Origin of the sequence: Agrobacterium sp. Ap1 (genome assembly GCF_017313375.1) — a bacterium.
Classification (GTDB): Bacteria; Pseudomonadota; Alphaproteobacteria; order Rhizobiales; family Rhizobiaceae; genus Neorhizobium; species Neorhizobium cellulosilyticum.
On the sequence record NZ_JAFLMY010000005.1, the window covers coordinates 338,738 to 365,073 of the forward strand.

A 26,336-nucleotide genomic window follows, 5' to 3' on the forward strand; every position below is an offset into this window, starting at 1 on the left:
GCACTCCCTTTTCTGCGGGACGTCTCAGCTCGTCGCATGATTCTTCGCAAGACCTGTTTTTTTTGCATTTATTGCGACAGGAAGGGTTTCGGTCGCCATAAAATTACGATACTGCGCATGCGGCCCTCCCAAGAGCCATATAAAAAACCTTTTCTGAACTGGAATCAGTATGACTAACGCGACGCCCTCCGCTTCGCCGTCTGCTGAGCCGTTAGCGCCTGTTGCAACGAACTCTCCTGCACAAGTCCTGACGGCCAGCGTGGTCGGCACGACGATCGAGTTTTTCGATTTTTATGTTTATGCGACCGCCGCCGTCCTGGTGTTCCCGACGCTGTTCTTCCCCGGCAGCGACCCCACGAGCGCGCTTCTCGCATCTTTCGCAACCTTCTCCATCGCATTCTTTGCACGCCCGCTCGGCGCGATCGTGTTCGGCCATTACGGTGACCGTATCGGCCGCAAGACGACGCTGGTAGCCGCATTGCTGACCATGGGTGTTTCCACGGTCGTGATCGGCCTTCTGCCGACCTATGAACAGATTGGCGTCGTCGCACCGCTGCTTCTGGCGCTTTGCCGATTCGGCCAGGGCTTCGGTCTCGGCGGCGAATGGGGTGGCGCGGTTCTACTGGCCACCGAAAACGCTCCTCCGGGCAAGCGCAGCTGGTACGGCATGTTCCCGCAGCTCGGCGCCCCGCTGGGCCTGTTCCTGTCATCCGGCGTATTCTGGATCCTCCTGCATTTCATGTCGCAGGAAGCGCTGCTCAGCTGGGGCTGGCGCGTTCCCTTCATCGCATCGATAATACTGGTCGCTGTCGGCCTTTGGGTTCGCCTTTCGATTACCGAGACCCCGGCATTCCAGAAGGCAATAGACAGCCATGAACGCGTCGAAGTGCCCGTCGCGGAACTCTTCCGCAAGCATAAGCGTAGCCTCGTACTCGGCACATTCGTAGCACTTGCCACTTTTGTGCTGTTCTACATCGGCACGGCCTATCTTCTGTCCTACAACGTCAAGGTTCTGAAGATGCCGTTCCTGGATGCGCTGGAAGTCCAGCTTCTCGGATCTGTTGTCTTCGGTATCTTCATCGTCGTAATCGGCAAGCTCGCAGAGCGTTACGGCCGACGCGAAATGCTGATCCTCACCAGCGCGCTGATTGCAGCCTTCTCGTTCCTCCTGCCGGCATTGATGACCAACGGCGAAGGCATGATCTTCCTGTTCGTGGTTCTTGCTATGGTGCTGATGGGCATGACCTACGGCCTGATCGGCACGGCGCTCGCAGCCCCGTTCCCGACCACTGTGCGTTATACCGGCTCGTCGATCACCTTCAACATGGCTGGCATCTTCGGCGCCTCCCTGGCTCCTTATATCGCCACCTACCTGCAGGCTAACTACGGCATGGCGTATGTCGGCTACTATCTGCTTGTTGCCGCCCTCATCACGCTTGCCTGCATCTTCCTGTCAGGCAAGGAAGAAGTCTGATCCTCAACCGGATCGGAATCAAATCATAAGAAAAGCCCGCGAAGCCATTGGCCCCGCGGGCTTTTTCTTGTCTGGATATTGCCGGATATTAGATTGTTTCCGGAATGGATGCACATCTTGGATGCGATTACCCCGTGCGTTCAGAATAACGGTAATCCAACCTGCATCTGCAATCAGGAACGGCAAAATAGAGAGAAAAATAAGGGGCGCTTATCTGATCAACGCTCCAAAAGACAGCGAGGCGCCGAGGTCAGCGACCAGAAGCCGCCAAGCCATCGAAGGCTAATCCGGAGAATCAGCCAGAGGCTTGGTCCGTTCAGGTGGAAAGGCATTGTTCACGCCTCCTGAACGAACCGAGCGGCCGGTTACTCCGTGGTCGCGCCCTGGAAAGGCTTGACCTCACGCCCGGGCATGAAAATGCCCAGCCGCTTGATTTCCCATTCTAACTTGATGCCGGCATGTTCGAACACGCGCTGACGCACCATCTCCCCGAGATATTCGAGATCGTAACCGGTCGCATGGCCGATATTGATCATAAAGTTGCAATGAAGCGACGACATCTGCGCGCCACCGTTCATCAGTCCGCGGCAGCCGGCATCATCGATCAGCTTCCAAGCGGAATGGCCGGGCGGGTTCTTGAACGTGGAACCGCCCGTCTTTTCCTTGATCGGCTGCACTGTCTCGCGGTGCTGGCGCACGGCGTCCATCTCGGTGCGGATCTTGGCGCGATCTTCCGGATAACCTTCGAACACGGCATGCGTGAAGATCAGGTCCTTTGCCGCTGCCGTATGCCGGTAGGTGTAGCCCATCTGCTCCCTGGAGAACACATGCTGGTTGCCCTGCCGATCGACGGCATGAACCTCGATGACGCGCTGGGAGGTCTCGCCGCCATTTGCGCCGGCATTCATCCGCAAGGCGCCACCGATGGAACCGGGAATGCCGTAATAGAAGGCAAAGCCGCCGATACCGTTATCCATAGCCATTGCGGCGATATGCTTGTCCGGGCAGATCGCACCGGCACGAATGCGGTTTTCGCCGACAAGCTCAACCTGGCCGAATCCCTTGGCCGAAAGGCGCACGACAACGCCCGGAATGCCGCCGTCACGAACGAGAAGGTTCGAGCCCACGCCGACAACCGTCAGCGGCACTTCGGCCGGCAACAGTTTCAGGAAGGTTATCAGATCGTCCACGTCATGCGGCTGGAACATCAGTTCCGCCAGACCGCCCGCCTGGAACCAGGTTACCCTTTCCATCGATGCGTCCGGTGTAAGACGCCCGCGCAACTGGTTCACGCCCTCCCCGAGCGAGGCCAGCAGCTTTTCCCCATCTACCTGCTTCATACTTACTGTCCTGATATGCTTTCCAGTTCCCTCGGCAATGACGCCGCCCACTGTGTAATATTACCCGCTCCCAGAAGAACCACGAAATCACCTGGTTTCGCAATGCCTGAAACAATATGTGCCAGTTCAGCCGGCGACGCCATATAGCGCGCGTCGCGGTGGCCGCCCGCACGGATGTGCGAGACCAGCGTCTCCGAATTGACACCTTCAATCGGATCTTCGCCCGCAGCATAGACCGGTGCAAGGATAATGCTGTCCGCGTCGTTGAAGCAGGTCGCGAAATCCTCGAAAAGGCTCGAAAGGCGTGAATAGCGATGCGGCTGGTGTACCGCGATGATCCGCCCCTTGCAGGCCTCGCGTGCAGCTCTCAGCACCGCCTTGATCTCGACCGGATGGTGCCCGTAGTCGTCGAATACCTGCACATCATTCCAGGTTCCCGTAAGCGTGAAGCGGCGTTTCACGCCACCGAACGCAGCAAGCCCCTTGCGGATATCCTCTTCCGAAATACCCAGCCGGTTGGCGACTGCAATCGCCGCCGTGGCATTGGAAATATTGTGCCGACCCGGCATAGGCAGGGTCAGGTCCTTGAAATTGAATACCCGGCCGGTACGGCGACGGCGTATTTCGACATCGAAAGTCGCCTTTGTCCCATCCATGCGGATATTAGAAAAGCGTGCATCGGCCTGCGGGTTTTCGCCATAGGTGACGACCTTGCGGTCCTCGATCTTGCTGACCAGCGCCTGAACCTCGGGATGATCGATGCAAAGAACGCCGAAACCGTAGAACGGCACGTTCTCGACGAACTGACGGAAAGCTGCACGAACGGCATCGAAATTGCCGTAATGGTCCAGGTGTTCCGGGTCGATATTGGTGACGACCGCGACTTCCGCCGGCAGCTTCAGGAAGGTGCCGTCCGATTCGTCGGCCTCGACCACCATCCACTCGCCCTCGCCCATGCGGGCATTGGTGCCGTAGGCGTTGATGATCCCGCCATTGATCACTGTCGGATCGAGTCCTCCGGCTTCAAGCAGCGTGGCAACCATCGACGTGGTCGTGGTCTTGCCGTGCGTACCGCCTATCGCGATCGCATTGCGGAAGCGCATAAGCTCGGCCAGCATCTCGGCACGACGCACGATCGGCAGCGATTTTTCACGCGCAGCGATCAATTCCGGGTTGGTCTTCTTGATCGCAGTCGAAACGACGACCACTTCGGCATCACCGAGATTATTCGCCTCGTGACCGACAAAAACCTCGATCCCCTTGTCGCGAAGGCGCTGGACGTTGGCACTGTCCGACTGGTCGGAACCTTGCACCTTGTGTCCGAGATTGTGCAGCACTTCGGCGATACCGCTCATGCCGATGCCGCCGATGCCGATGAAATGTACGAGGCCGATGGCCTTGGGCATCTTCATGCCTGAACTCCACTCTTTTTCTTATTCTTGTATTCGGCGATCGGGCACTTTTCTGCAATAGCAATGACGAGATCAGCCAGATCTTCGGTCGCGTTTGGCTTACCCGCCTTCTTCGCATCCGCCGCCATCGTCTCAAGACGATCAGGCTCGTTCATTGCGGAAGCCAACAGTGCCGACAGCTTTTCCGGCGAAAGATCAGACTGCGCCACGACCTGCGCACCGCCCTCGGTAACCAGAGCCGCGGCATTCGCGGCCTGATCATGATCGAGCGCATAAGGATATGGCACGAGGATCGACGGGCGACCGATAACCGAAAGCTCACTGACCGTAGAGGCACCGGATCGGCAGATGACCAGATGCGCCTCGGCCAGCCGATCGGCCATATCGGTAAAGAACGGGGCAATATCTGCAGGGGCATTGAGCTTGGCAAAGCAGGAAGTGACGCGATCCTTGTCCTCCTTGCGCGCCTGCTGGGTCACGACGAGACGCTCCCTCAGCGCTGGCTCCAGAAGGCTGATCGCTGTCGGCACGGCCGAGGAGAAGAACTGGGCACCTTGGCTGCCGCCGAAAACGACAAGACGGAACGATGCCTCGCCGCGCGATGCGAGATAGGGGATCTTGGCGGCATCCAGAACCGGCAGGCGCACGGGATTGCCCGTTACGACGATCTTGGCCGCATGCTCGCCTCTGCCTTCCGGAAGAAACCCGCCTGCGATTGCCTGAACGCGCTTTGCCAACGCCTTGTTAGCGCGCCCCATGACCGCGTTCTGCTCATGGATCAACGTCGGAATTCCAAGGCCCGTGGATGCCAGAAGAGGCGGCACGGTCGGATAGCCACCGAAACCGACGACAGCCAGCGGACGAAGACGCGCCATCAGCTTTCGCGCCGTACGAAGTCCCCTCCAGAGCGTCCACGCGGTCCTGGCCATGGCAACCGGGTTCTTGGACGCGAAGGTGGCGGAAGGCACGATATGGATTTCGTCGGCGGGGAATTTTCCCGCAAAGCGCTCGGCGCGGCTGTCCGTCACGAGATGAACTGCATAACCACGATTGCGAAGCTCATGTCCGAGAGCTTCTGCAGGAAACAGATGACCGCCGGTTCCCCCGGCGGCAAGAACGATCGTGCCCTTATTCATTTACTCACTCCGCGGGAACGCCATGCGCAGCCCGAAACAGGCTCCGCTCCTGTGCCCGCTTTTCGGGCCGGTGACGAGTCAACGCCAGGATGAAACCGGCAGTGATGCAGATCGCGACCTGCGACGAACCGCCATAGGAAATCAGCGGGAGCGTCATGCCCTTTGCCGGCATCAGTTCGAGGTTCACACCGATATTGATCATCGACTGGATACCGATCAAAAGAACGAGACCTGCAACGGCAAAACGGTTAAAGTCGTTGCGCTCCTTGAAGGCATGGTTAAGTCCGCGCAGCACGATAAAGCCGAAAATCAGCACCAGCGCCATGCAGAACACGATGCCGAATTCTTCCGCGGCGACCGAGAAGACGAAGTCGGTATGGCTGTCCGGCAGGATACGCTTGACGATCCCCTCGCCCGGCCCTTGGCCGAACCAGCCGCCACGCACGATCGCCTCATGCGCCGTCTCGATCTGAAAGCGGTCGCCTTCACCTGTCAGGAACTTGTCGAAACGCGCCGTCACGTGCGGCAGCATGTAATAGGCCGCCACGAGACCACCTGCGCCAACGCCACCGAGCAGGAAAATCCAGATCCACGGCATTCCAGCCATGAAGAACATGCCGCCCCAGACGACGCTGGTGAGGATCGTTTGGCCAAGGTCGGGCTGGGCGACCAGAAGTGCTGCCACGATGCCGAACAGGATGATCGCGAAGAGGTTGCCGGGGATTTCCGGCTGCCGCGCATGTTCGGAAAACAACCAGGCGCAAACGATCACGAAGGCTGGCTTCATGAATTCGGAAGGCTGGATCGAGAAGATACCGACGCCGATCCAGCGACGCGCACCCTTGACCTCGACGCCGAAAAACAGCGCCAGAACCATTAGCACCAGCGAGACGGCCAGAAGAATGATGGCCGTTCGTCGCACCTGTCGCGGGCTGAGAAAGGACAGGCCGAACATCACGATCAAGGACGGGATGATGAACATCGCGTGCCGCTCGACGAAATGGAAACTGTCGAGGCCAATACGCTCCGCAACCGCGGGCGAAGCGGCGAAGGACAGCATGAATCCCAGTCCCATCAACAGGATGAAGGCTGCAAGAAAATAGCGGTCGATCGTCCAGAACCAGTCTGCGAGCGGCCCTCGGTCTGCGCGGCTTACCATAGTCTCAGCTCCTGTTTCCGGTATCGACCAGCATTGTCACGTTCTGCAGGTCGCCCACGAGTTGCACGAAGGCATCTCCGCGGACCTCGAAATTCTTGAATTGATCGAAGCTTGCGCATGCGGGCGACAGCATCACCGCCGAAGCGATTGCATCGCCATCGGCATCAGCGGATGCATGGGCGACGGCCTGATCCAGCGTGCCGGAGATTTCGTAGCGCACGCTTTCGCCCAATGTGGCCGCAAATGCCGGCGCAGCCTCTCCGATCAAATAAGCTTTTACTATATGAGAGAAAAGTGGTGCGAGGCTTGTGATGCCCCCTTCTTTAGGCAGTCCACCGGCGATCCAGTAGATGCGGTCATAGCTCGACAGCGCAGGTGCCGCAGCCTCCGCATTGGTTGCCTTGGAATCGTTGACGAACACGACATGACCGCGGCGTCCAACCGGCTGCATCCGGTGCTTGAGGCCGGGAAAGGACTTCAGCCCCTGAACAATCTCGGTCGGCGTAAGACCCACAGCCAGGCAAGCTGCCACTGCAGCAGCCGCATTCTGGGCGTTATGCGCGCCTTTCAGCGTCGGAATGCCATCGAGATCGACGAACAGTTCGCTCGCCCCACCATGCGCAAGCACGAGCTTCGTGCCATCCGCATAGATCCCGTCAGCGACGGGGCTACGCTTCGAAATCCGCTTCACGGCTACGCCTGCCCGCTCGACACGGTCAGCGATCAGCGTGCAGAAGCTGTCGTCGACGCCGATGATCGCCGTTTCGCCGCCGGCAACGAGGCGTTCCTTCACATCGGCATAATGCTGCATCGTGCCATGCCGATCGAGATGATCGGGCGTCAGGTTGAGCAGGATGCCTGCGGTCGGGTTGAGGGTCGGCGCAAGATCGATCTGGTAGGAAGAGCACTCCACGACATAGAACCGCCCCGTCTTCGGCTCGTCCAGCGTCAGAACCGCGGTGCCGATATTGCCGCCAAGTTGGGTATCGCGACCGCTCTCCTTCAGGATATGCGCGATAAGAGCCGTAGTCGTCGATTTGCCGTTGGTGCCGGTAATCGCGATGAACGGACTATCCGGCGCATGGGCGCGGCGCTCGCGCACGAAAAGCTCCACGTCTCCGATGATCTCGACACCGGCAGCCTTTGCAAGATCGACAGTCCAATGCGGCTTAGGATGGGTCAGCGGCACGCCCGGTGAAAGCACGAAAGCATCCTGCTTCGTCCAATCTATCCCCCTCAGATCGGCAACATTGATGCCGGCCTGCGACGCCCTTGTTACGCTTTCAGGGTTGTCGTCCCAGGCGGTAACATTCGCACCGCCAGCGACAAGCGCCCGCGCTGTCGCGAGACCCGATCCGCCGAGCCCGAACAGTGCTACATTTCTACCCTTGAAAGTCGTAACCGGGATCATCGCATTATAACCGAAATTACCGAAGCTTGAGTGTCGAAAGTCCGAGCATCGCAAGGCCGACGGCGATGATCCAGAAGCGGATCACGACCTGACTTTCCGTCCAGCCGAGCTTTTCGAAATGGTGGTGAATGGGTGCCATCAGGAACACCCGCTTGCCGGTCAGCTTGAAGAAACCGACCTGGATGATCACCGACAACGTTTCCATGACGAACAGGCCGCCGATGATCGCCATGACGATCTCGTGTTTGGTGGCGACCGCCACCGAGCCGATCAGGCCGCCAAGCGCCAGCGATCCGGTGTCACCCATGAAGATGGCCGCGGGCGGTGCGTTGAACCATAGGAAGCCCAATCCCGCCCCGATGACCGCACCGAGAATGACGGCAAGTTCGCCGGTACCAGGCACGAAATTGATCTGCAGGTAGTTGGCGAAGACTGCATTACCGGCGAGATAGGCGATGACGCCGAAGGACGCAGCCGCAATCATCACCGGCACGATTGCCAGACCATCGAGACCATCGGTCAGGTTCACCGCATTGCCAGCAGCCACGATGACAAAGCCGCCGAAGAGGATGAAGAAGAAGCCGATATTGAGGACATATTCCTTGACGAAGGGGAAAGCGACGGATGTTGCAAGGCCCGGATTGGATGTCTGGGCGTGCATTGCCATGCGCATCATGAAGAAGACCGCGATGCCTGCGATCAGGAACTCGATGCCGAGACGTGCCTTGCCGGAAAAGCCCTTGTCCGACTGCTTGGTGACCTTCAGGTAATCGTCATAAAAGCCGATGGCGCCGAAACCGAGTGTTACAAGCAGCGTCGCCACGACATAGACGTTGGAAAGGTCGGCCCATAGCAGCGAGCCGCCGACGATGCCGGCGAGAATCATCAGACCACCCATGGTCGGCGTGCCGGCCTTCTTGAAGTGTGTCTGCGGACCGTCAGCACGGATAGGCTGGCCCTTACCCTGGCGCACACGCAATGACGCGATCATCCGCGGGCCGAACAGGAAGACGATCAGGGCCGAGGTAAACAGGGCTGCGCCAGTCCGGAAGGTGATGTATCGGAACAAATTGAAAAACTGCAGTTTGTCCGACAGTTCGACAAGCCAGATCAGCATGAAGGCCCTTTCCCGAAGCCGCTAAAATTCAAAGTTGATGGTCCGTGTCGGAGAATGCCGGATAGTTGTCAAGCAGACCGGCAACGATCTTGCCGAAACCGATGCCGAGCGACGACTTAACCATGACCACATCGCCGGGCCTGACTGAGCGCACGACATAGTCGACGAGTTCCGACGTCTGTTCCCGATATTCCACCTGAACACTTTCCGGAAGCGCGTCGCGCAATACCGACATCTCTGCGCCGGCAAGCCAGACATGCTCGATCCCGGCGGCAAGCAGCGGCCCGGTCAGTTCCTCGTGCAACTGCGCGGAAAACTCGCCCATCTCCAGCATGTCGCCAAGGACCGCAATCCGCCGGCCGGAAAGGTCCGGCATGGTCGAGGCAAGCAAAGCGATTGCCGCCCGCATCGAGGCGGGGTTTGCATTATAGCTTTCGTCGATCAGCGTCAGATAGCCCTCGCCGATCGCAAGGCGGTGACGTTCACCTCTGCCCTTGACGGACTTGAGGCTCGCAAGCACTTCGATCGCCTGATCGAGATCGGCGCCGACAAGATCGCAAGCGCCGAGTGCTGCGACTGCATTCTCGGCGATATGTCGTCCAGGTGCTCCGATCCTGACTTCACGAGTTTCGCCGTCAAGAACGGCCCAGATCGTCGATCCCTCGCCGTCACCCTCGAAATCCGCCAACCGGAAATCCGCCTTGGCATGCTGGCCGAAGCTGCAGATCCGCGCCACGCCGGCCTGATTTGCACGCTCCGCCAGAAACTCGAACTGCTTGATATCGCGGTTGAGCACTGCAACGCCGCCCTCGACGACACCGTCGAAGATCTCAGCCTTGGCTGCAGCAATCTCTTCCAGATCCTTGAAATGACCGAGATGGGCTGCCGCAATCGTGGTGATGATCGCCACATGCGGCTTGACCATCTGCACCAGCGGCGTGATCTCGCCTGCATGGTTCATGCCGATCTCGAAGACGCCAAAATCGGTATCTGCCGGCATGCGCGCCAGCGTCAGCGGCACGCCCCAATGATTGTTGAAGGATGCAACGGCTGCATGCACCTGGCCCGATGGAGCAAGCATCTGGCGCAGCATTTCCTTGGTTGTCGTCTTGCCCACCGATCCAGTCACTGCAATGATGCGTGCACGGCTGCGTGCGCGGGACGCCACGGCCAGCTTGCCGAGCGCCGCCAGCACATCCTCCACCACGATCATCGGCACGGTCAGCCTACCGAGCGCGGGAAGCTTTCCTTCGCTGACGACGATCAGCGGGGCGCCATTGGCAACGGCGATGCTCGCATAGTCATGACCGTCCACGCGGTCGCCCTTGATCGCGAAAAAGGCTTCCCCCGCACCGATGGAACGGCTGTCGATCGAAATGCCCGTGATGCCCTCCGGAAGCGTACCGATCGGGCGACCTTCCATGATGGTCGCCATCTCTTGCGATGTCCAAAGAAAGCTCACGATACCCTCTCCTCCAATGCACGGCGTATTTCGACATGATCCGAGAACGGCAACACCGTCGTTCCAATCGTCTGCCCTTCCTCGTGCCCCTTGCCGGCAACGATCAGTGTGTCGCCAGATTGGAGCAGGTTCACGGCATGACGGATGGCACTTGCCCGGTCGCCGATCTCGATCGCGCCCGCTGCTGCAGCCATGATCTCGGAGCGGATGACTTCCGGAACCTCGGAGCGCGGATTATCGTCGGTCACGACAACAACATCGGCAAGGCGCGTGGCAATCTCACCCATGATCGGTCTCTTGCCCTTGTCGCGGTCGCCGCCGCAACCGAACACGACCAGCACCTTGCCGCTGGTGAACGGCCGCACCGCGGTCAGCACCTTTTCCAGCGCATCCGGCTTGTGGGCATAGTCGACATAGGCAAGCGCGCCATCCTTCGTATGACCGACGAGTTCCAGACGGCCGGCAGCGCCGGTCAGCGTCTCAAGCGCCTTGAAGGCGGTCTTTGCCTCTACACCTGTCGAAATCGCCAGACCCGCCGCGACTAGCGCATTGGCAAGCTGGAAATCACCGGCAAGCGGAATGTCGATCTCGAAAATCTGGCCGTCGTGATGCACTTCGGCCATCTGCTTGTGGCGGAAATGCTCGACGCGCTTAATGCAGAGATAATCGCCCTTGCGCCCAACCGTCCGCACATCGAGGCCGGACGCCTTGGCAACCCGGATCGCTTCCTCGGACCAGGCATCGTCAGCAAAAATGACGGCCGGAGAACCCTTCGGCATCAGCGTGTCGAACAGCCGCATCTTGGCGGCCATATAGTCCTCGACCGTCGGATGGTAATCCATATGGTCGCGACCAAGATTGGTGAAGGCAGCAGCGGAAAGCCTGACGCCATCCAGACGCGACTGGTCGAGCCCGTGGCTCGACGCTTCCATTGCTGCGTGCGTAACACCTTCATCCGCCAGTTCGGCAAGAAGCTTCTGCAACTCCACCGGATCGGGCGTCGTCAGCGATCCGTAATCATTGCGGCTCGGCGAAATGACGCCGGTCGTACCGATCTGTGCCGCACTCAACCCGGCCTTCGCCCAGATCTGCCGGACGAATGACGCAACGGATGTCTTTCCCGCCGTACCGGTCACGGCCACCATCGTGTCGGGCTGCTTGCCGAAGAATCTGGCCGCAGCCAGCGCGACGAAACGGCGTGGATTGGAAACGACGATAACCGGAATATCGACCTCGGCCGGATGAGCCGACACCGCGACCACGGCGCCACGGGCGGCAGCATTGCCGATAAAGCCCTGTCCGTCGGCCTTCACGCCCGCCAGAGCGGCAAACAGCATGCCCGGCATGATCTTGCGGCTGTCCAAGGAAATCCCGGTAATCTCGAGGTCTCCGAGAGGACCAGCGAGAAGGTCGTTAACTTCCGGAAAATCCGGACCGGCAAGATCGCGCAGTTTCATCAGTCTGTTCCATCTTTCGAGCGGCGCTCACGAATCGCCGCTCGAGTTGTTGTCGCTCAATAAGACACAAGCAGGGCAGAACCGTCATTGCCGAATTTCGGCTTTACACCGAGAATGGGAGCCGCCCGGCTGATGATCTCCTTGACCATTGGCGCGGCCGACGTGGCGGCAAGCGCTGCACCATTGCCCTTGTCTGTCTTCGGCTCGTCGCTGAAGCTCAGAACGACATATTGCGGATTACCCATCGGGAAGGCTGACAGGAAGGCATTGAAGTTCTTGTCGTGGGAATAACGCCCGTTGACCACCTTGTCTGCTGTCCCCGTCTTGCCACCAACATCAAAGCCATCGACCCGTGCATTGCGACCAGAACCGTTGGCACCATTCCATTCGAACAGATAACGCATGTCGCGGCTGGTCGAAGGCTTCAGCACTTGGGTCGCCACCTGATCCGCCTCATCCTGCGTTCGCGGCAGGAAGGTCGGCGCGAGGAGTTTGCCTCCGTTGACCAGGGCAGCCCCCGCCACAGCCGTCTGCAGTGGTGTCGTGGAAACACCGTGACCGAAGGAGATCGTGATCGAGTTGATCTTCTTCCACTGGCGTGGCTGGCTTGGCATGGCCACTTCGGGCAGCTCGGTCTTCATCCTTGAGAGAAGTCCCAGCCTGGTCAAGAAGTCCTTGTGTCCGTCGATACCGACCGCATCAGCGATCTTCGCAGTCCCGATATTCGACGAATACTGGAAAATCTCAGGAACGCTGAGCATGCGTCCCTTGCCGTGGAAATCCTTGATCGTGAAACCACCAATGCGGATCGGGAAGCGGGCATCGAATGTACTGTTGAGGTTCATCTTGCCGTCGTCGAGGCCCATTGCCAGCGTGAACGACTTGAAGGTCGAACCCATCTCAAACGTGCCGTTCGACATACGGTTGAACCATCCCTCCTCGCCGCCGGCGGCCGGATCGTTCGGATCGAAGTCCGGTGCAGAAGCCATGCCGAGAATTTCACCGGTATGAACATCGATGACCACTGCGCCGGCGCCGATTGCCTTATATTTGCCGATCGACGCAGCAACCACGTCCTGCACGATTGCCTGAACCCTGAGATCGATGGAAAGCTTGACCGGCTCCAACGGCTGGTTCGACGTCATGCCGACAGAGGCAAGGTCTGCAAGTCCCTGGCTATCGACGTAACGCTCCATGCCGGCAACGCCTCGGTTGTCGATATTCACGTAACCGACGATATGTGCGGCAGTACGTCCACCCGGATAGAAGCGGCGCTTCTCGGGCCTGAAACCGATACCAGGAATACCGAGCGCAAGAATTTGGCTCTGCTGCTTCGGGGTCAACTGGCGACGAAGCCACTGGAAGCGCGAATTGGACTTGAGCCTGGAATAGGTCGACTTGACGTCGAGATCCGTCAACACGGTTGAAAGCTTCTCGACCACTTCATCGGCGTCGACAATCTTGTGCGGCTCGGCAAACAGAGAGACGGTGCGAATATCCGTCGCAAGGATCGCGCCGTTGCGATCGACGATATCCGGACGCGAAGCCAGCAGGCGGTCCGCAGGCAGGATGCTTGAGGTCGTCTCCGGCTGGGCCATACCATACTGCGTAAGACGGCCGCCGATCACGACGTAAACCACGGCGAAACCTGCGATCAGCAGACCAACGCGATTACGCGCCTGCGCCGATTTCTTCTTGCGCGTTCCTTCAAATGCAGCACCGCCGACGGCAGACCTGCCCTTGCGGTCAGACGAAAAATGCGCCCGGCGTTTGACCACCATAACTTTAGAAAGAAAAGACATCAGCGCCTCACCGAGCCAGTGGACATATTATCCGGTGCCCATCCTCGAGGCAGCGGCAACGGAACCTTGGGAGCCGGCGTTGCCTTCGCCTGCTCCACCCCCTTGAGAGCCGCAGCTACCTCACCATTCTTGCCGGCAATAATATCCTCAATCGTCGTATCGGGCTGCGGGAGTTGCGATCTGTGCATGGGCAGCTCCTTTGGCATTGCGAGCTGTGTCGGCTGCGTGGGAACAAGACCAAGCTCCGAATCGTAATTCTTGATCAATGGCTGCAGGCGGTTCGGCTGCGTCAGGAGAGCCCAGTCGGCCTTCAGAAGATCGATCGTGTCGCGTTCAAGCCTGATCTCAGCCTCGAGCCGGCGAACTTCGCTCAGCTTTTCGTCCGCTCGATGCTTGATCGTGTAGGTAACGACCGCCATCGTGGTCATCACGCCGATCAGGACGAGATCGAAACTCCTCAGCATCGTCAGGCTCCCATGGTCGCAAGGCTGGCCAGATCAGGCAGCGAGAAAATAGACAAGTCGTCAGCACCAGGCTTGGCTTCGGTACGAACGCCCATACGCAGCTTGGCGGACCGCGCACGCGGATTGACCTCAGCCTCGCCCTCGCTAGCGGCAATCATCTGCTTGCCCGGAAATTCGAAAACAGCGGAACGAACCTCGACCGCCGGCATATGTCGCGAGCCGGAAGCCTTACCGGAACGATCGGAGAAAAATTGCTTCACGATCCGATCTTCGAGAGAATGAAACGTTACGACAACCAGACGACCGCCCGGCTTAAGCGACCGCTCGGCGGCAAAAAGCGCACGAGCCAGTTCCCCAAGCTCGTCATTCACGAAAATCCGAAGCGCCTGAAAGACACGAGTCGCCGGATGAATCTTATCCTTGGCTTTGCGCGGATTGACGCTCTCGATCAGATTGGCGAGATCGCGCGTTGTTTCGAACAACTGCGTTGCACGCCGCTTTTCGATGGCGCGAGCAATCCGCCCAGGATGCTTTTCTTCACCGAGAAATCCGAAAATCCGAATAAGGTCACCGACCTTGGCCCGATTGACGACATCAGCGGCGGAAACACCCGAAGACGACATACGCATATCGAGGGGCCCGTTGCGCTGAAACGAAAAGCCGCGTTCAGCCTCATCGATCTGCATCGACGACACGCCGATATCAAAGACGACACCATCCAAACCGCCATCGGGAACATACTCCGCAAGACGGGAGAACTCGGAATGGATGAGGGACAACCGTCCCTCGCTCTTCTGAACCAGCGCCTGACCTGCAGAGATCGCAGTCGGATCGCGATCGAGAGCAATTACCGAAGAACCGGCAGAAAGAAGCGCGGACGTATACCCGCCTGCACCAAAAGTGCCATCGAGAATGACCTTGCCCGCTTCAGGCTGAAGCGCAGCAACCACTTCCCCAAGCATAACCGGGATATGGCGCACAGACCCAGTTTCGGTCTCGACCTCAGCACCATCAGACCCATTCGCCATACTGCACTCTCACTGCAATTAGAGCAGAAAAACAACAGCCCCTTCCGCCGGAAAGCCCACCTTCAATTCACGACCATCCGCAAGGAACCGAGACAACCGATTACCAAGGCAAACATCGCCCCTCGCAGCAGAGAAAAATGAAAGAACGATCGACTAAAGAGACGCCCACGGAACGAGTCTTAAAAACCCCTTCCTACATGTATTTATTTATGACCCGTTAAGTTTAACAAAACATTACTAAGGCGGGTTTTGCGATCGGAGAGAGGCACTCGAAAACGTCGGATAAAAATCGATTAAGCTATTGAAATAATGAAAACTCTCCACTTTCTCGAAGAACGGGAGAGCAGCCGGACGCTGACAGCGAGAAGAAGACGTTACATCTCCGCCGCATTATCAGGTCAGATTCGCCAGTTGGCCTGTAAGCCGGGTTCTGTATGGCTCCGATGCACGCATCGGAACGTGGCAGCCATTCATCTGGGACGATGCTTGCACATCGCCTCACGCAACCCACCCGGATGACTGGCCCAGAAACAGGCTGTAGGCGCTTTTGGCGCCCCGCGTCATCCCTATTCGGTCTTGCTCCCGGTGGGGTTTACCTTGCCGCCGCTGTCACCAGAGGCGCGGTGGGCTCTTACCCCACCCTTTCACCCTTACCCCGCATATAGCGAGGCGGTTTGCTTTCTGTGGCACTTTCCCTAGGGTCGCCCCCGCCGGACGTTATCCGGCACCGTGTTTCCGTGGAGCCCGGACTTTCCTCACCCTACCGTCTTTCGACATTGGTAAAGCGCGGCTGCCCGGCCAACTGGCACCGGCTCCATAAACGGTTTGATCCGCAAACGCCACAGCACAGAGCAAAGAATCCGTCCGAATGACTTACAATCGAAGCACTTCGCCCGCTTTCTGGAATCAGAACATCAACGGGTAAGTGCGGCCATAATCCAGCGCCACCGTCGCATATAATACGTCCTCTACCGGCTTTGCACGGTCCATCGAGGCGATCACCGTCTCGACCTTTTTGCAATAACGCTGCGACACCGGGTTCATGCGCTTTGCCCCATGGCCGGCATTGTATTTGAGGATGGTCCGGCAGAGCTTTCCATCACCGAGCTCATGCGCGCCGGCGAGATATTTCATACCATAGCGGATGTTGGTTTCAGGATCATAGAGACCGGAGGCACGCCCCCTGTACCCCATCAGCTTGGCCGTTGCAGGCTTGATCTGCATCAGGCCGATCTCTCCCGCGCTTCCCTTTGCCATCGGCTGGAAATTGCTTTCGATCCGCACGACAGCCATCGCCAGCTCGGTCGGAACGCCGTATTGATCGGCATATTGACGAATCAAACCCTCGTAACGCGACTGGCGAAGCGCACGCTGATCTTCCGGCGTCTTGGCCTGCATGGTGGTTTCGCGCGTTTCCCAGGGCTTGATGACCTGTTTTTCTGTAGAGTTCGTCGTCTCCCCACCGTCTTCGGCGCGCACGAAATCCGTACCCGCAGCAAGCGCAATCACGCCCGCTGCGGCTGCAATAGCCAGCATTCTCATGAAGTAAGTCAGTCTCCGGGTAAGGTCCTTCAACTCATGGACCTGAAAGGCTCGCGGCCGGCACATGCCGATCCTTCGGAAGCAATGCCGGAAAGACGATGCGACCGTTGACGAAACCCGTTCGTTTTTCTTTGCAATCCCCGCCTACAAGGCGATTGCGCGAGCCACTGCTTAAACCCGGTTATTAAGGAAAGTCTGTGGCAGCACAGCAAAACGAAGATTTTACTACCTTACAACTCTCAGGAGATCAGATCTCTACCTGGCTATATTTCGGCAACGAGGTCAGCAATCTGTGCAGGGTATCGATCGTGGAGAAATCGGCTATTCCATCGACCAGCGCCGGACGAAAATGCCGCTGAAACGCTTCCAGCACACCCTTGGTGCGGTCGCAGAAATTGCCTGTTATCTCAAGATCGTAGCCGTAGAAGGATAGCATCGATTGCAGCGCCTCGATGGGCTGCCCCGCCTCGCCCAACTGGAAGAACCGCCCGCCGGCAATCGGACTTGCGTCGACCCAATGACCAACACCCGCATCATACAGCCGCTTCCACGGAAAATTCTCGCCCGGATCAACCTTGCGGATTGGCGCGACATCGGAGTGACCGAGCACCCGTTCCGGCCTTATGGACCACCGCTCGCCGCAATCCAGACACAATTGAACCACCGCTTCGATCTGGTCGGCAGGAAACATCGGAAGCCCGCCCGGATGCCCGGGATTGGCGATCTCGATACCGATCGAACAGGAATTGATATCGACCTCTCCCGCCCAAGCACTTTTTCCTGCATGCCATGCACGCCGCGTCTCCGGCACGAGCTGGATCACACGCCCGTCCTCATGAACGAAGTAATGGCTGGAAACTTGGCTCTCCTCGTTACAGAGCCAGTTCAGCGCCTGATCGGCGTCCGGCATGCCGGTATAGTGAAGGATGATTGCATCAGGTTGACGGCCGGAAACTCGCTCCCCGTGATTGGGAGACGGCCGGACAGATGCTGCCGCATAGTCCGCAACGAAATCACTCATGCTGCGCGACGCTCTTTCTCGATCGCCTTATAAGCCGCGTTCAGCGCAGCCATCCGCTCGTTTGCGGCAGCGTGAAGCGTGGCAGGCACGCCCCGCGCAATCAAACGGTCCGGATGATGTTCGGAGACAAGAAGGCGGTATTGCTTGCGGATCGCAGCGAAATCATCCTCAGGGGAAACGCCGAGCACCAGATACGGATCCCGACCATCGAGATGCACATGCCGCGCCATGATTCGGCGGAAATGTTCGTCATCTATCCGGAAGATTTCCGCAATACGGCCGAGGAACAGAAGCTCCTTCTCATGCACCAGGCCATCCGCCTTGGCGATATGGAAAAGCCCATCCACGACGCTCTCGAGCATCGGGCAGTTCTCGGCAGCTCCCGAACTGCAAAGGTTTGAGAGCTTGGACGCATAGGCCTCATAACCGGCCACGTCCTGACGCGCGAGATTGTATAAACGCGCGACGTTGCGGGCTTCTTCATCCGGAAAATCGAAGATTTGCTGAAACGCCTTCACTTCCGCTTCGGTGACGATTCCATCCGCTTTGGCCATCTTCGCGGACAGCGCGATGATGGCAACGGAGAAGGAAACCTGCCGGCGGGTCTCGGGATCCCCCTCGAAAAGCGTGCGGATAGCCTCCACCACGCGCCCCAGCGCGCTACCGGCGGCATCACCGATCGCGCCGATAAGCCGCTCCCACAAGGAGGAAATCTGCAGACAGGAAAAATCGAATATCATCCGCCTAAATGACCAGATAACACCAAAAAATGCAACGGATCGGGCGTTCACCACCAGATTAAACTATGTTCATGTTATCCGAACAATGAGCTGGCTCCGAGGTCAGGCCGACCGCTTTCATGGCATCTGAAATCAGCCCCCCTTCAAAGCCATCCGCTGCGCACCAACCTCCGTCATATGTGATGCAGCGCAGCTTTATCGACGCATCCGTTTGAAAACACGGAATTATTACCCACCGAAAAACAAGGCGCACGACGGAATAGGCGAAGAAATACACTTTACACCGTCTGCCCTCTATCGCATCCATACCGCCGGAGAAATGCAGGGGAAGCGTTCACGCGCGACGGAGGAACCATGGCCAGAGAGAAAGTAGCAATGTTGACGGCAGGCGGTCTTGCTCCCTGCCTATCATCGGCTGTGGGAGGCCTCATTCAACGTTACACCGATGTCGCTCCGGATGCCGAACTGATCGCCTATCGCTCCGGATACCAAGGGGTTCTTCTCTCGGACCGAATCGAAATCACGGCGGAGATGCGAGAGAATGCACATCTGCTCCACCGTTATGGCGGCTCGCCGATCGGCAACAGCCGCGTCAAACTGACAAATGCCGCAGACTGCGTGAAGCGGGGCCTGATCAAAGAAGGCCAGAACCCTCTGGCAGTTGCAGCAGAGCAGCTTGCCGAAGATGGCATCACCGTGCTTCACACTATTGGCGGCGATGATACCAACACCGTAGCTGCCGATCTCGCAGCATATCTCGCCGCCAACGGTTACGACCTCACCGTAGTTGGCCTGCCGAAGACGGTCGACAATGATATCGTTCCCATTCGCCAGTCGCTGGGCGCCTGGACAGCAGCGGAAGTTGGCGCAGCATTTTTCGACAATGTTTCGAATGAACAGACGGCGGCGCCGCGTACCCTCATCATCCATGAGGTCATGGGTCGCCATTGCGGTTGGCTTACCGCAGCAACGGCACGCGCCTATATCCAGAAAAGCAGTTCCAACAACTATGTCGAAGGCTTCCTCATGAATGAGGAAATGAAGGGCATCGACGGCGTATATCTTCCCGAAATGGCCTTTGATGCGCAAAAGGAAGCGGCTCGTTTGAGGGAAGTCATGGACAAGCGCGGCTTTGCGACGGTCTTTGTTTCCGAGGGCGCCTGTTTGGACGCAATCGTTGCCGAACGCGAGGCTGCCGGCGAAAATGTTGCCCGTGATGCGTTCGGTCACGTCAAACTGGATACGATCAATGTCGGAGGCTGGTTCCAGAAGCAGTTTGCGGCCCGGATCGATGCGGAACGATCATTGGTGCAGAAGTCCGGCTATTTCGCCAGGTCTGCAGCTGCAAACGGCGATGATCTTCGATTGATCCAGGGAATGGTCGATCTCGCTGTTGAAAGTGCATTAAACCGGATCTCCGGCGTGACCGGACATGACGAAGATCAGAATGGGAAGCTCAGAACGATCGAATTTCCGCGCATCAAGGGTGGTAAACCTTTTGATATGACGGCAAGATGGTTCGGCGATGTAATGGAGTCCATTGGGCAGTCTTTCGAGCCCGCCTGATGGAAAAATGACGGATGCTGTGGCATCCGGGAGGGTGATGATGACCATAGAAACATGGCTCGCTTTTGCGGCAACGACGGTTGCTATCCTTCTTATGCCGCATCCCATTGCATCGCTCACTGCAGCGTTCTCCGCTTCATGGGGAAGAACAAGCGCATTCGTGACGATCCCGGCCTTCGTTCTATCCTTTGTTCTTGGAGGCGTTTTGGTCGTCGCCGGCGTTTTTCTGATCACTTTCCTTTGGCCAGCAGCAATCGGCGCTCTTTCATGGATAGGGCTGTCCTACCTGATGCTGCATGTCCTCTACGCCTACCAGGATCCTCGGCTCCGCTATGGGACTGCCGACAACGACAACCTTCCCGAAACGCGTCCCATGCGCATATTCGGTTATTTCGTTCTGACAACGTTCAGGAGCACGCGTTACTTTGCGCTCACGGCAGCAATTGCCGTCCAGTTTTTTGATCCCGCCCGCGCGCCACAGGAACAGTATATAAACATGATTTCTGCACTGGCCGTTTCGGCGATGATAGGGGCGCTTGCCCATGCCACACTTCCCGCCAGTTTCACTCGGAAACGCCGCGTTTCCAAGGCCCGCAGCAAGGCCCCCTACAAGCCCGGAACGCGCTTCATAGCCCGTCGTGCGGTCACTGCCGGATATCGGCGCATCGCCGCATGATCATCTGCGACCGGCTGGTGGCTTGTCGATCTCTTTCGAATGAGTTAATTGAGGTCGAGTTTCACTGGTCTTGTTAACGTTCTGGGCAACGATTTTTAATGAAAGCGACCCGATGGCAATGATGCGATTTGTGGGCCGTAAGGCAGCCGTGGTTATTGCCATGTCTTCCGCATTGGCTGCATGTTCCAGCGTTGACCACAGCAGCAACGTGGCGTCGAACGAGACGCAGGACCAATCCGTTCAGCAGACTGCCGATGCATCTTCGGCGATCGCAGAAGGAGGTCCTGACAGCACAGTTACGCTCGTCAAGACAAGTCGCCTCCCGGTTCCCGTACCGACTGTGTCGGACGCAGCCAACGTTCAGACCGCAGCCATGTCATCTCCGACCATGGCGCCGTTCGTTGCCATGCAAACGAGCTCGACTGCCGCATCGATGCCTGTCGTCGTTGCCTCTGCTCAGCCAGTAGCGCATAGCACCGCCAAGGGTGCCCGCCTTGTTTCCCCTCCGCTCGCTCCGGCAGTCCAGTCGGGACAGATCCAACCGGCAGCAGCTCAGGCCATCGCGCTTGACGAACCAGAACTGACGCCGGACATGGTCGCGCTGCAATCGGTCATTCCGATCCCGCGCCCGCAGGTGCCGACGACTACGCTTGCTTACGCAGCGCAGCCGAAAGCAGTCGCCGCAGTTTCGGCGATCGACAACCGGATGGAGTTCCCACCGGCTCCCGGCGAGCCGATGCCGGAAACCGCGACGGACGCCCCTTCGAACTTGAAAAAGCTTATCCACCGTTATGCCGGCCTGTATGGTGTACCGGAATCGCTGGTGCACCGCGTCGTGCACCGCGAAAGCAAATATGACCCCAAGGCCTATCACAAGAACGGTTATTGGGGCCTCATGCAGATCAAGTATTCGACGGCCAAATCGATGGGTTACGAGGGACCACCAGAAGGCCTTCTCGATGCCGAAACCAACTTGAAATACGCGATCAAATATCTCCGCGGCGCTTGGCTCGTCGCCGACAACCAGAACGACAACGCAATCCGGCTTTATGCGCGCGGCTATTATTACGATGCCAAGCGCAAGGACATGCTCCACGTCCTGCAGAAATAACGGCTAATCGGCGTTTACCCGTTTCACCACTTCCGATGCCAGCACACTCGCATCGTAGCCCTGCGATCTCGGCGTCAGGCCCAGCCTCACGATCACCAGATCCAGTGACGGAATGACAAATACATTTTGCCCGTCATGCCCGCTGATGACGAATGCATCCGATGGCAGACCGGCCCCAGGCTTCGGCAGCCACGTCTGCATTTTCGAATAGCGGCCGCCCGAACTTCTGTTGGCCTCATGCATCTGCGCCACGAAGCCTTCCGGCAACAGGCGCGCGCCCTCCCACACACCGTCGCGCGCCAGAAACAGCCCGAACCGTGCCCAATCGCGGGCAGTCGCATACATGTACGAACTGCCGACAAACGTGCCCGCCGCATCGGTCTCCATGATCGCCGACGTCATGCCCAACGGCGCGAAGATCGCCCGCGAGGGATAGGCGAGCGCCTCATCACGATTGCCGATGCGATCCATCCAGATCCTGGAAAGCAGCACGGACGTCCCGGATGAATAGGTGAAGCGGGAGCCGATCTCGTCTTCGAGCGGCAGGCTTTCGACGAAACGCGCCATGTCCGGCTCAAGAAACAGCATGCGCGTGACATCGGCCACCGTGCCGTAATTCTCGTTGAAAGCCAGTCCGCTCTCCATACCCATGAGATCGGAAACACGGATCAATGCGCGCCGATCATCCCTCCACTCCGGAAGCAGGTTCTTCTCGTCGAGCGACAAGCGCCCTTCCTTCATCAGTCGCCCGATGATCGCGGCATTCACGCTCTTGGTCATCGACCAACCGAGAAGCGGCATATCTTTCGAAAAACCTTCGCCATAGGTTTCGGCAACGATTTTGCCATGACTGACGATCACCACCGCACGCATGCCCGGCCCGGTTAAAGCAGTGTCTGAAAGTATTGAGACAAGCGTTTCTTCCGAATCGGCTTTATCTCCTTCAGGCCACAGCGCCTCGGGATCACTCTCTGGAACTGGCCTAGTGGCATTGCCCGCCGACTGAACACTTCCAACCGCCCCGACGGTGCATCCCGTTCCCTGGCGGTAAACTGCCTCACTCGGCGCAATCGATCCCAGCAGGGCAGCATTGACGCGTTTACCGTCACGGTCGACTGCAATGCCCATCAACCGCAAGAGCGGATGGCCCGGCGCCTGAACATCCTGCTCCAGAATCACATCGGAATCACGACCCGCAATGAAGACGTTGGAGCACACGATCTTCGCCGCATAGCCGCTGCCGACGCGCAGCAGATTGGGCGGGATGAAATAGATCCACAGGCCGATGCCGATCGCCACGATGAGCAGGAACACCGCAAGACGACGAAAAATTACCTTCAGCACCAGCGCCTCCATTCTGTCTGCGGCATGCAAGCAAAATCCGCGACCGAGGGGAAGGCTCATTGTTGCGTAACGCGTTCACGATGAAGCAAGTCACAATGCGCGTCACGAAGCTGTTGCACGAAGCGGCTAAACGCCTCGAAACTCATGATGAGGCAGGATTTGGTCATGGCAGATATCGTCGAAGAACGTGGCTTGCAGCGCAACCGCAAGCTCAAGGACGCCCTCCTCCAGCACAAGGCCCTGTCGCCGCACGGCCTTTCCGAGCGCCTGTTCGGCCTGCTCTTCTCCGGTCTCGTATACCCTCAGATCTGGGAAGACCCGGCGGTCGACATGGACGCGATGGAACTGTCGGAAGGGCATTCGATCGTCACCATCGGCTCTGGCGGCTGCAACATGCTGGCCTATCTGTCCCGCTCGCCGAAGAGCATCGACGTTATCGACCTTAATCGTCACCACATCGCTCTCAACCGACTGAAGCTTGCAGCCTTCAAACATCTGCCGGCGCATGCCGACGTTGTCCGCTACCTCGGAATGGACGGCCTGAAGTCCAACAGTTCGGCGTTTGATACCCATATCGCCCGCAACTTGGACGAACAGACGCGAGCCTATTGGCAGAAGCGCTCACTGACCGGTCGTCGGCGCGTCGAGGTGTTCAACAGAAACATCTATCGCACCGGCCTGCTTGGCCGCTTCATCGCCATTGGCCACGTAATCGCCCGTCTCCATGGCGTCGATCTGAAGGAATTTGCAGAGGCACGCTCGCTGCGCGAACAGCGCCAGTTCTTCGACGCCAACATTGCACCGCTCTTCGACCGCCCGCTGATCCGCTTCATCACCAGCCGCAAAAGCTCGCTCTTCGGCCTCGGCATCCCGCCCCAGCAATATGACGAGCTCGCGAGCCTCGCACCGAACGGCTCGATTGCACCGGTCTTGCGCGAGCGGCTGGAAAAGCTCGCCTGCCACTTCCCGATGAATGACAATTATTTCGCCTGGCAGGCCTTCGCACGCCGTTATCCGCGCCCCGAAGAAGGCAACCTGCCCGATTATTTGCGTTCGGAAAACTACAAGGCGATCCGGCAGAATACCGACCGCGTTACCGTCCATCATGAAAGCGTCACCGTCCTTTTGGCGCGCAAGCCGGCCGGCTCGGTCGATCGGTTCGTGCTGCTCGATGCCCAGGACTGGATGACCGACGACCAGTTGAACGCGCTCTGGAGCGAGATCAATCGCACCGCAGCACCGGGCGCCCGCGTCATCTTCCGCACTGCCGCCGAAAAGAGCGTTATCGAAGGCCGCATCTCCAATACGCTTAGGCAGGAATGGACCTATCTTGGCGAACGCTCCGCCGAACTGAACCTGCAGGACCGCTCCGCCATCTATGGCGGCTTCCACATCTACGTGAAGGCCGGCCAGTGAGCGCCGGCGCAACGACGGAAACTCACGCCGCCCACATGGACCGCATGTACCGCTACCAGCGGCACATCTACGACCTCACGCGGAAATATTACCTTTTCGGCCGGGACAGAACGATCGCAGGCCTGAACGCGACCGACGGGACAAGCATTCTGGAAGTCGGCTGCGGCACCGGCCGCAATCTCGTCCTGACCCGCCTCCATTACCCGACAGCGAAGCTCTATGGCCTCGATATATCCGCCGAGATGCTGCAGACCGCACGCGCCAATCTGGCCGGCGGCACACAACAGCCGACTTTGATCGTCGCCGACGCCACGACCTTCCGTCCGGAGGACTTCGGTGTGAGCGGCTTCGACCGCATCATGATTTCCTACGCTGTCTCAATGATCCCGGCCTGGGAGGATGCGATCTCCGCCGCACTGGCTGCCCTCAATCCGAACGGCTCTTTGCACATCGTCGATTTCGGCCAGCAGGAGCGCCTTCCCCGCTGGTTCCGCACCATGCTTCAAGCCTGGCTGCGCCGTTTCCACGTCACCCCGCGGGCCAATCTTCGCGAAGTCCTGCAGATCAGGCTCGACGGAGCCAATGCCGACATGACTTTCGAGGATATCGGGCGCGGATATGCCTGGCATGCAGTGGTCCGCAAGCGAGGCTGACGCACTCGTTATCCGGCCTATCATTTCACCTTACCCAATCCCGGCGGCACTATGGTAAACGGAACTCTCGAATGCCGCGCGGCCTGATTCCGGCCGATAGCGGCTTAGCTGCAGCTCAGACCGGATTCCTTATGCCGCGCACGCTTCTCGCCCTTCTTCTGACCTCCGTACTGGCCAGTTCCTGCACGTCCACCAGCGACCTCATGGACACGGCCTCGATCAGCGGCACGAAGTTTAAGGACAATGACCCGCAGAATTTCGGCCGCAATCACCCCGGTCGGCACGAAGTCCACGGCATCGACCTGTCGAAATGGAACGGCACGGACATCGACTGGCAGACAGTCAGGAAATCCGACGTCGCCTTCGTCTTCATCAAGGGAACCGAAGGCAAGGACCGCATCGATCCGGCCTTCAGAACCCATTGGCAAGGTGCTGCACGCGCCGGCATCCCGCATTCCGCCTATCATTTCTACTATTTCTGCTCGACGCCCGAAGATCAGGCCGACTGGTTCATTGCCAATGTACCAAAGGAAGCCAACATGCTTCCGCCGGTTCTGGACATGGAATGGAACCCCGCCTCGCCGACCTGCAAGCTGAGGCCGGATGCAGCAACGGTGCGTGACGTGATGCGGCGCTTCATGGCCCGCATCGAAGCCCATTATGGCCGCAAGCCGATCATCTACACATCGGTCGATTTCCACCGCGACAACCTCGTCGGCGCATTCAACGACTATCACTTCTGGGTCCGCTCGGTGGCAGCGCATCCAGGCGAAATCTATACCGGCCGCAAATGGTCGTTCTGGCAATATACCGCCACCGGCGTCGTACCGGGCATAAGGGGTGAAACGGACATCAACGTCTTTTCCGGCAGCGCAAGAAACTGGAACACCTGGGTCGCCGCTGCAAACGACTGACTGTCAGCCGCGGTGAGATCGTAGCGCTGTCTCCATACCTATCACTGGCAATGTGAATGCGACTGCGCTAAATAGCCGGCTGCCGCCGCGC

At 58.5% G+C, this 26,336-nt stretch carries 22 protein-coding genes and 1 other RNA gene; 7 read left to right on the forward strand and 16 right to left on the reverse strand.

The annotated features are described in order from the left end of the window. Positions 1 to 169 precede the first annotated feature (169 nt). On the forward strand, positions 170 to 1,474 hold the full coding sequence (locus tag JZX87_RS13115) for an MFS transporter (RefSeq protein WP_206826010.1): 1,305 nt from the start codon (positions 170 to 172) through the stop codon (positions 1,472 to 1,474). 365 nt (positions 1,475 to 1,839) lie between these two features. Here the strand turns inward: JZX87_RS13115 and murB are convergent, their stop codons facing one another. From murB to JZX87_RS13190, 15 genes are all read right to left on the reverse strand, one after another. After that, positions 1,840 to 2,814, reverse strand: coding sequence for a UDP-N-acetylmuramate dehydrogenase (gene murB, locus JZX87_RS13120; protein WP_206826011.1), 975 nt, complete (start codon positions 2,812 to 2,814; stop codon positions 1,840 to 1,842). Between the two features lie 2 nt (positions 2,815 to 2,816). Beyond that, positions 2,817 to 4,226 (reverse strand): UDP-N-acetylmuramate--L-alanine ligase, encoded by a 1,410-nt coding sequence (murC, locus tag JZX87_RS13125; protein WP_148147614.1) that lies wholly within the window; start codon positions 4,224 to 4,226, stop codon positions 2,817 to 2,819. Then, positions 4,223 to 5,362: an undecaprenyldiphospho-muramoylpentapeptide beta-N-acetylglucosaminyltransferase gene (gene murG / locus JZX87_RS13130; protein ID WP_206826012.1), complete on the reverse strand. Its 1,140-nt coding sequence runs from the start codon at positions 5,360 to 5,362 to the stop codon at positions 4,223 to 4,225. Before murG ends, murC begins: the two co-directional genes overlap by 4 nt. A 4-nt stretch (positions 5,363 to 5,366) precedes the next feature. After that, complete coding sequence (gene ftsW / locus JZX87_RS13135) at positions 5,367 to 6,521, reverse strand: putative lipid II flippase FtsW (RefSeq protein ID WP_148147612.1); 1,155 nt, start codon at positions 6,519 to 6,521, stop codon at positions 5,367 to 5,369. A gap of 4 nt (positions 6,522 to 6,525) precedes the next feature. Beyond that, positions 6,526 to 7,932 (reverse strand): UDP-N-acetylmuramoyl-L-alanine--D-glutamate ligase, encoded by a 1,407-nt coding sequence (gene murD / locus JZX87_RS13140; RefSeq protein WP_206826013.1) that lies wholly within the window; start codon positions 7,930 to 7,932, stop codon positions 6,526 to 6,528. 16 nt (positions 7,933 to 7,948) lie between these two features. After that, positions 7,949 to 9,049 carry a phospho-N-acetylmuramoyl-pentapeptide-transferase gene (gene mraY, locus JZX87_RS13145; RefSeq protein WP_148147610.1) on the reverse strand — a complete coding sequence of 367 codons (1,101 nt, stop codon included), beginning with the start codon at positions 9,047 to 9,049 and terminating at the stop codon, positions 7,949 to 7,951. Between the two features lie 28 nt (positions 9,050 to 9,077). Beyond that, positions 9,078 to 10,511 carry a UDP-N-acetylmuramoylalanyl-D-glutamyl-2,6-diaminopimelate--D-alanyl-D-alanine ligase gene (locus JZX87_RS13150; protein ID WP_206826015.1) on the reverse strand — a complete coding sequence of 478 codons (1,434 nt, stop codon included), beginning with the start codon at positions 10,509 to 10,511 and terminating at the stop codon, positions 9,078 to 9,080. Next, complete coding sequence (locus JZX87_RS13155; RefSeq protein ID WP_206826017.1) at positions 10,508 to 11,968, reverse strand: UDP-N-acetylmuramoyl-L-alanyl-D-glutamate--2,6-diaminopimelate ligase; 1,461 nt, start codon at positions 11,966 to 11,968, stop codon at positions 10,508 to 10,510. Before JZX87_RS13155 ends, JZX87_RS13150 begins: the two co-directional genes overlap by 4 nt. Positions 11,969 to 12,024: 56 nt before the next feature. After that, a complete protein-coding gene (locus tag JZX87_RS13160; RefSeq protein ID WP_206826019.1) occupies positions 12,025 to 13,770 on the reverse strand; it encodes a peptidoglycan D,D-transpeptidase FtsI family protein in 1,746 nt (581 codons plus the stop codon). Next, a complete protein-coding gene (gene ftsL / locus JZX87_RS13165) occupies positions 13,770 to 14,234 on the reverse strand; it encodes a cell division protein FtsL (protein ID WP_206826021.1) in 465 nt (154 codons plus the stop codon). Before ftsL ends, JZX87_RS13160 begins: the two co-directional genes overlap by 1 nt. A 2-nt stretch (positions 14,235 to 14,236) precedes the next feature. After that, positions 14,237 to 15,262 (reverse strand): 16S rRNA (cytosine(1402)-N(4))-methyltransferase RsmH, encoded by a 1,026-nt coding sequence (gene rsmH / locus JZX87_RS13170; protein ID WP_206826028.1) that lies wholly within the window; start codon positions 15,260 to 15,262, stop codon positions 14,237 to 14,239. 403 nt (positions 15,263 to 15,665) lie between these two features. Continuing rightward, positions 15,666 to 16,068, reverse strand: an RNA gene (rnpB, locus tag JZX87_RS13175) — RNase P RNA component class A. A 100-nt stretch (positions 16,069 to 16,168) separates the two neighbouring features. Next, positions 16,169 to 16,804: a lytic transglycosylase domain-containing protein gene (locus JZX87_RS13180; protein ID WP_183821472.1), complete on the reverse strand. Its 636-nt coding sequence runs from the start codon at positions 16,802 to 16,804 to the stop codon at positions 16,169 to 16,171. A gap of 247 nt (positions 16,805 to 17,051) precedes the next feature. Beyond that, the gene (locus tag JZX87_RS13185; protein ID WP_183685868.1) at positions 17,052 to 17,825 is read right to left on the reverse strand and encodes an N-acetylmuramoyl-L-alanine amidase; all 774 of its coding nucleotides are present in this window, start codon (positions 17,823 to 17,825) and stop codon (positions 17,052 to 17,054) included. Next, positions 17,822 to 18,565, reverse strand: coding sequence for a J domain-containing protein (locus tag JZX87_RS13190; protein WP_183685866.1), 744 nt, complete (start codon positions 18,563 to 18,565; stop codon positions 17,822 to 17,824). Before JZX87_RS13190 ends, JZX87_RS13185 begins: the two co-directional genes overlap by 4 nt. A gap of 354 nt (positions 18,566 to 18,919) precedes the next feature. Between JZX87_RS13190 and JZX87_RS13195 the strand changes: the two genes are divergently transcribed. The 3 genes from JZX87_RS13195 to JZX87_RS13205 all read left to right on the forward strand — a co-directional run bounded on the left by JZX87_RS13195 (position 18,920) and on the right by JZX87_RS13205 (position 21,918). Next, positions 18,920 to 20,131: a pyrophosphate--fructose-6-phosphate 1-phosphotransferase gene (locus tag JZX87_RS13195; RefSeq protein ID WP_183821470.1), complete on the forward strand. Its 1,212-nt coding sequence runs from the start codon at positions 18,920 to 18,922 to the stop codon at positions 20,129 to 20,131. Positions 20,132 to 20,171: 40 nt separating this feature from the next. Next, complete coding sequence (locus tag JZX87_RS13200) at positions 20,172 to 20,807, forward strand: LysE family translocator (RefSeq protein WP_206826031.1); 636 nt, start codon at positions 20,172 to 20,174, stop codon at positions 20,805 to 20,807. Positions 20,808 to 20,967: 160 nt separating this feature from the next. After that, positions 20,968 to 21,918, forward strand: coding sequence for a lytic transglycosylase domain-containing protein (locus tag JZX87_RS13205; RefSeq protein ID WP_286194586.1), 951 nt, complete (start codon positions 20,968 to 20,970; stop codon positions 21,916 to 21,918). Positions 21,919 to 21,921: 3 nt separating this feature from the next. On the opposite strand, the gene JZX87_RS13210 is transcribed toward JZX87_RS13205, so the two are convergent. Next, complete coding sequence (locus tag JZX87_RS13210) at positions 21,922 to 23,262, reverse strand: serine hydrolase domain-containing protein (protein ID WP_353654190.1); 1,341 nt, start codon at positions 23,260 to 23,262, stop codon at positions 21,922 to 21,924. 165 nt (positions 23,263 to 23,427) lie between these two features. Between JZX87_RS13210 and JZX87_RS13215 the strand changes: the two genes are divergently transcribed. The 3 genes from JZX87_RS13215 to JZX87_RS13225 all read left to right on the forward strand — a co-directional run bounded on the left by JZX87_RS13215 (position 23,428) and on the right by JZX87_RS13225 (position 26,245). Continuing rightward, entirely contained in the window at positions 23,428 to 24,678 is a 1,251-nt protein-coding gene (locus tag JZX87_RS13215; RefSeq protein ID WP_206826033.1) for a BtaA family protein, read from the forward strand. Positions 24,679 to 24,713: 35 nt separating this feature from the next. After that, positions 24,714 to 25,331, forward strand: coding sequence for a class I SAM-dependent methyltransferase (locus JZX87_RS13220; protein WP_206826131.1), 618 nt, complete (start codon positions 24,714 to 24,716; stop codon positions 25,329 to 25,331). Between the two features lie 131 nt (positions 25,332 to 25,462). After that, on the forward strand, positions 25,463 to 26,245 hold the full coding sequence (locus tag JZX87_RS13225) for a glycoside hydrolase family 25 protein (RefSeq protein WP_206826132.1): 783 nt from the start codon (positions 25,463 to 25,465) through the stop codon (positions 26,243 to 26,245). Positions 26,246 to 26,336: the final 91 nt, after the last annotated feature.

Excerpts from the sequence above, each read along its gene's own strand:
- JZX87_RS13220 (WP_206826131.1), top strand. The coding sequence starts at position 24,714 with ATGGACCGCATGTACCGCTACCAGCGGCACATCTACGACCTCACGCGG.
- JZX87_RS13205 (WP_286194586.1), top strand. The coding sequence starts at position 20,968 with ATGTCTTCCGCATTGGCTGCATGTTCCAGCGTTGACCACAGCAGCAAC.
- JZX87_RS13190 (WP_183685866.1), bottom strand. The coding sequence starts at position 18,565 with ATGATATTCGATTTTTCCTGTCTGCAGATTTCCTCCTTGTGGGAGCGG.
- ftsW (WP_148147612.1), bottom strand. The coding sequence starts at position 6,521 with ATGGTAAGCCGCGCAGACCGAGGGCCGCTCGCAGACTGGTTCTGGACG.
- JZX87_RS13200 (WP_206826031.1), top strand. The coding sequence starts at position 20,172 with ATGACCATAGAAACATGGCTCGCTTTTGCGGCAACGACGGTTGCTATC.
- murB (WP_206826011.1), bottom strand. The coding sequence starts at position 2,814 with ATGAAGCAGGTAGATGGGGAAAAGCTGCTGGCCTCGCTCGGGGAGGGC.
- JZX87_RS13160 (WP_206826019.1), bottom strand. The coding sequence starts at position 13,770 with ATGTCTTTTCTTTCTAAAGTTATGGTGGTCAAACGCCGGGCGCATTTT.
- JZX87_RS13225 (WP_206826132.1), top strand. The coding sequence starts at position 25,463 with ATGCCGCGCACGCTTCTCGCCCTTCTTCTGACCTCCGTACTGGCCAGT.
- mraY (WP_148147610.1), bottom strand. The coding sequence starts at position 9,049 with ATGCTGATCTGGCTTGTCGAACTGTCGGACAAACTGCAGTTTTTCAAT.
- JZX87_RS13195 (WP_183821470.1), top strand. The coding sequence starts at position 18,920 with ATGGCCAGAGAGAAAGTAGCAATGTTGACGGCAGGCGGTCTTGCTCCC.
- JZX87_RS13185 (WP_183685868.1), bottom strand. The coding sequence starts at position 17,825 with ATGAGTGATTTCGTTGCGGACTATGCGGCAGCATCTGTCCGGCCGTCT.
- JZX87_RS13155 (WP_206826017.1), bottom strand. The coding sequence starts at position 11,968 with ATGAAACTGCGCGATCTTGCCGGTCCGGATTTTCCGGAAGTTAACGAC.
- JZX87_RS13180 (WP_183821472.1), bottom strand. The coding sequence starts at position 16,804 with ATGAGAATGCTGGCTATTGCAGCCGCAGCGGGCGTGATTGCGCTTGCT.
- murG (WP_206826012.1), bottom strand. The coding sequence starts at position 5,362 with ATGAATAAGGGCACGATCGTTCTTGCCGCCGGGGGAACCGGCGGTCAT.
- murD (WP_206826013.1), bottom strand. The coding sequence starts at position 7,932 with ATGATCCCGGTTACGACTTTCAAGGGTAGAAATGTAGCACTGTTCGGG.
- rsmH (WP_206826028.1), bottom strand. The coding sequence starts at position 15,262 with ATGGCGAATGGGTCTGATGGTGCTGAGGTCGAGACCGAAACTGGGTCT.
- JZX87_RS13115 (WP_206826010.1), top strand. The coding sequence starts at position 170 with ATGACTAACGCGACGCCCTCCGCTTCGCCGTCTGCTGAGCCGTTAGCG.
- ftsL (WP_206826021.1), bottom strand. The coding sequence starts at position 14,234 with ATGCTGAGGAGTTTCGATCTCGTCCTGATCGGCGTGATGACCACGATG.
- murC (WP_148147614.1), bottom strand. The coding sequence starts at position 4,226 with ATGAAGATGCCCAAGGCCATCGGCCTCGTACATTTCATCGGCATCGGC.
- JZX87_RS13215 (WP_206826033.1), top strand. The coding sequence starts at position 23,428 with ATGGCAGATATCGTCGAAGAACGTGGCTTGCAGCGCAACCGCAAGCTC.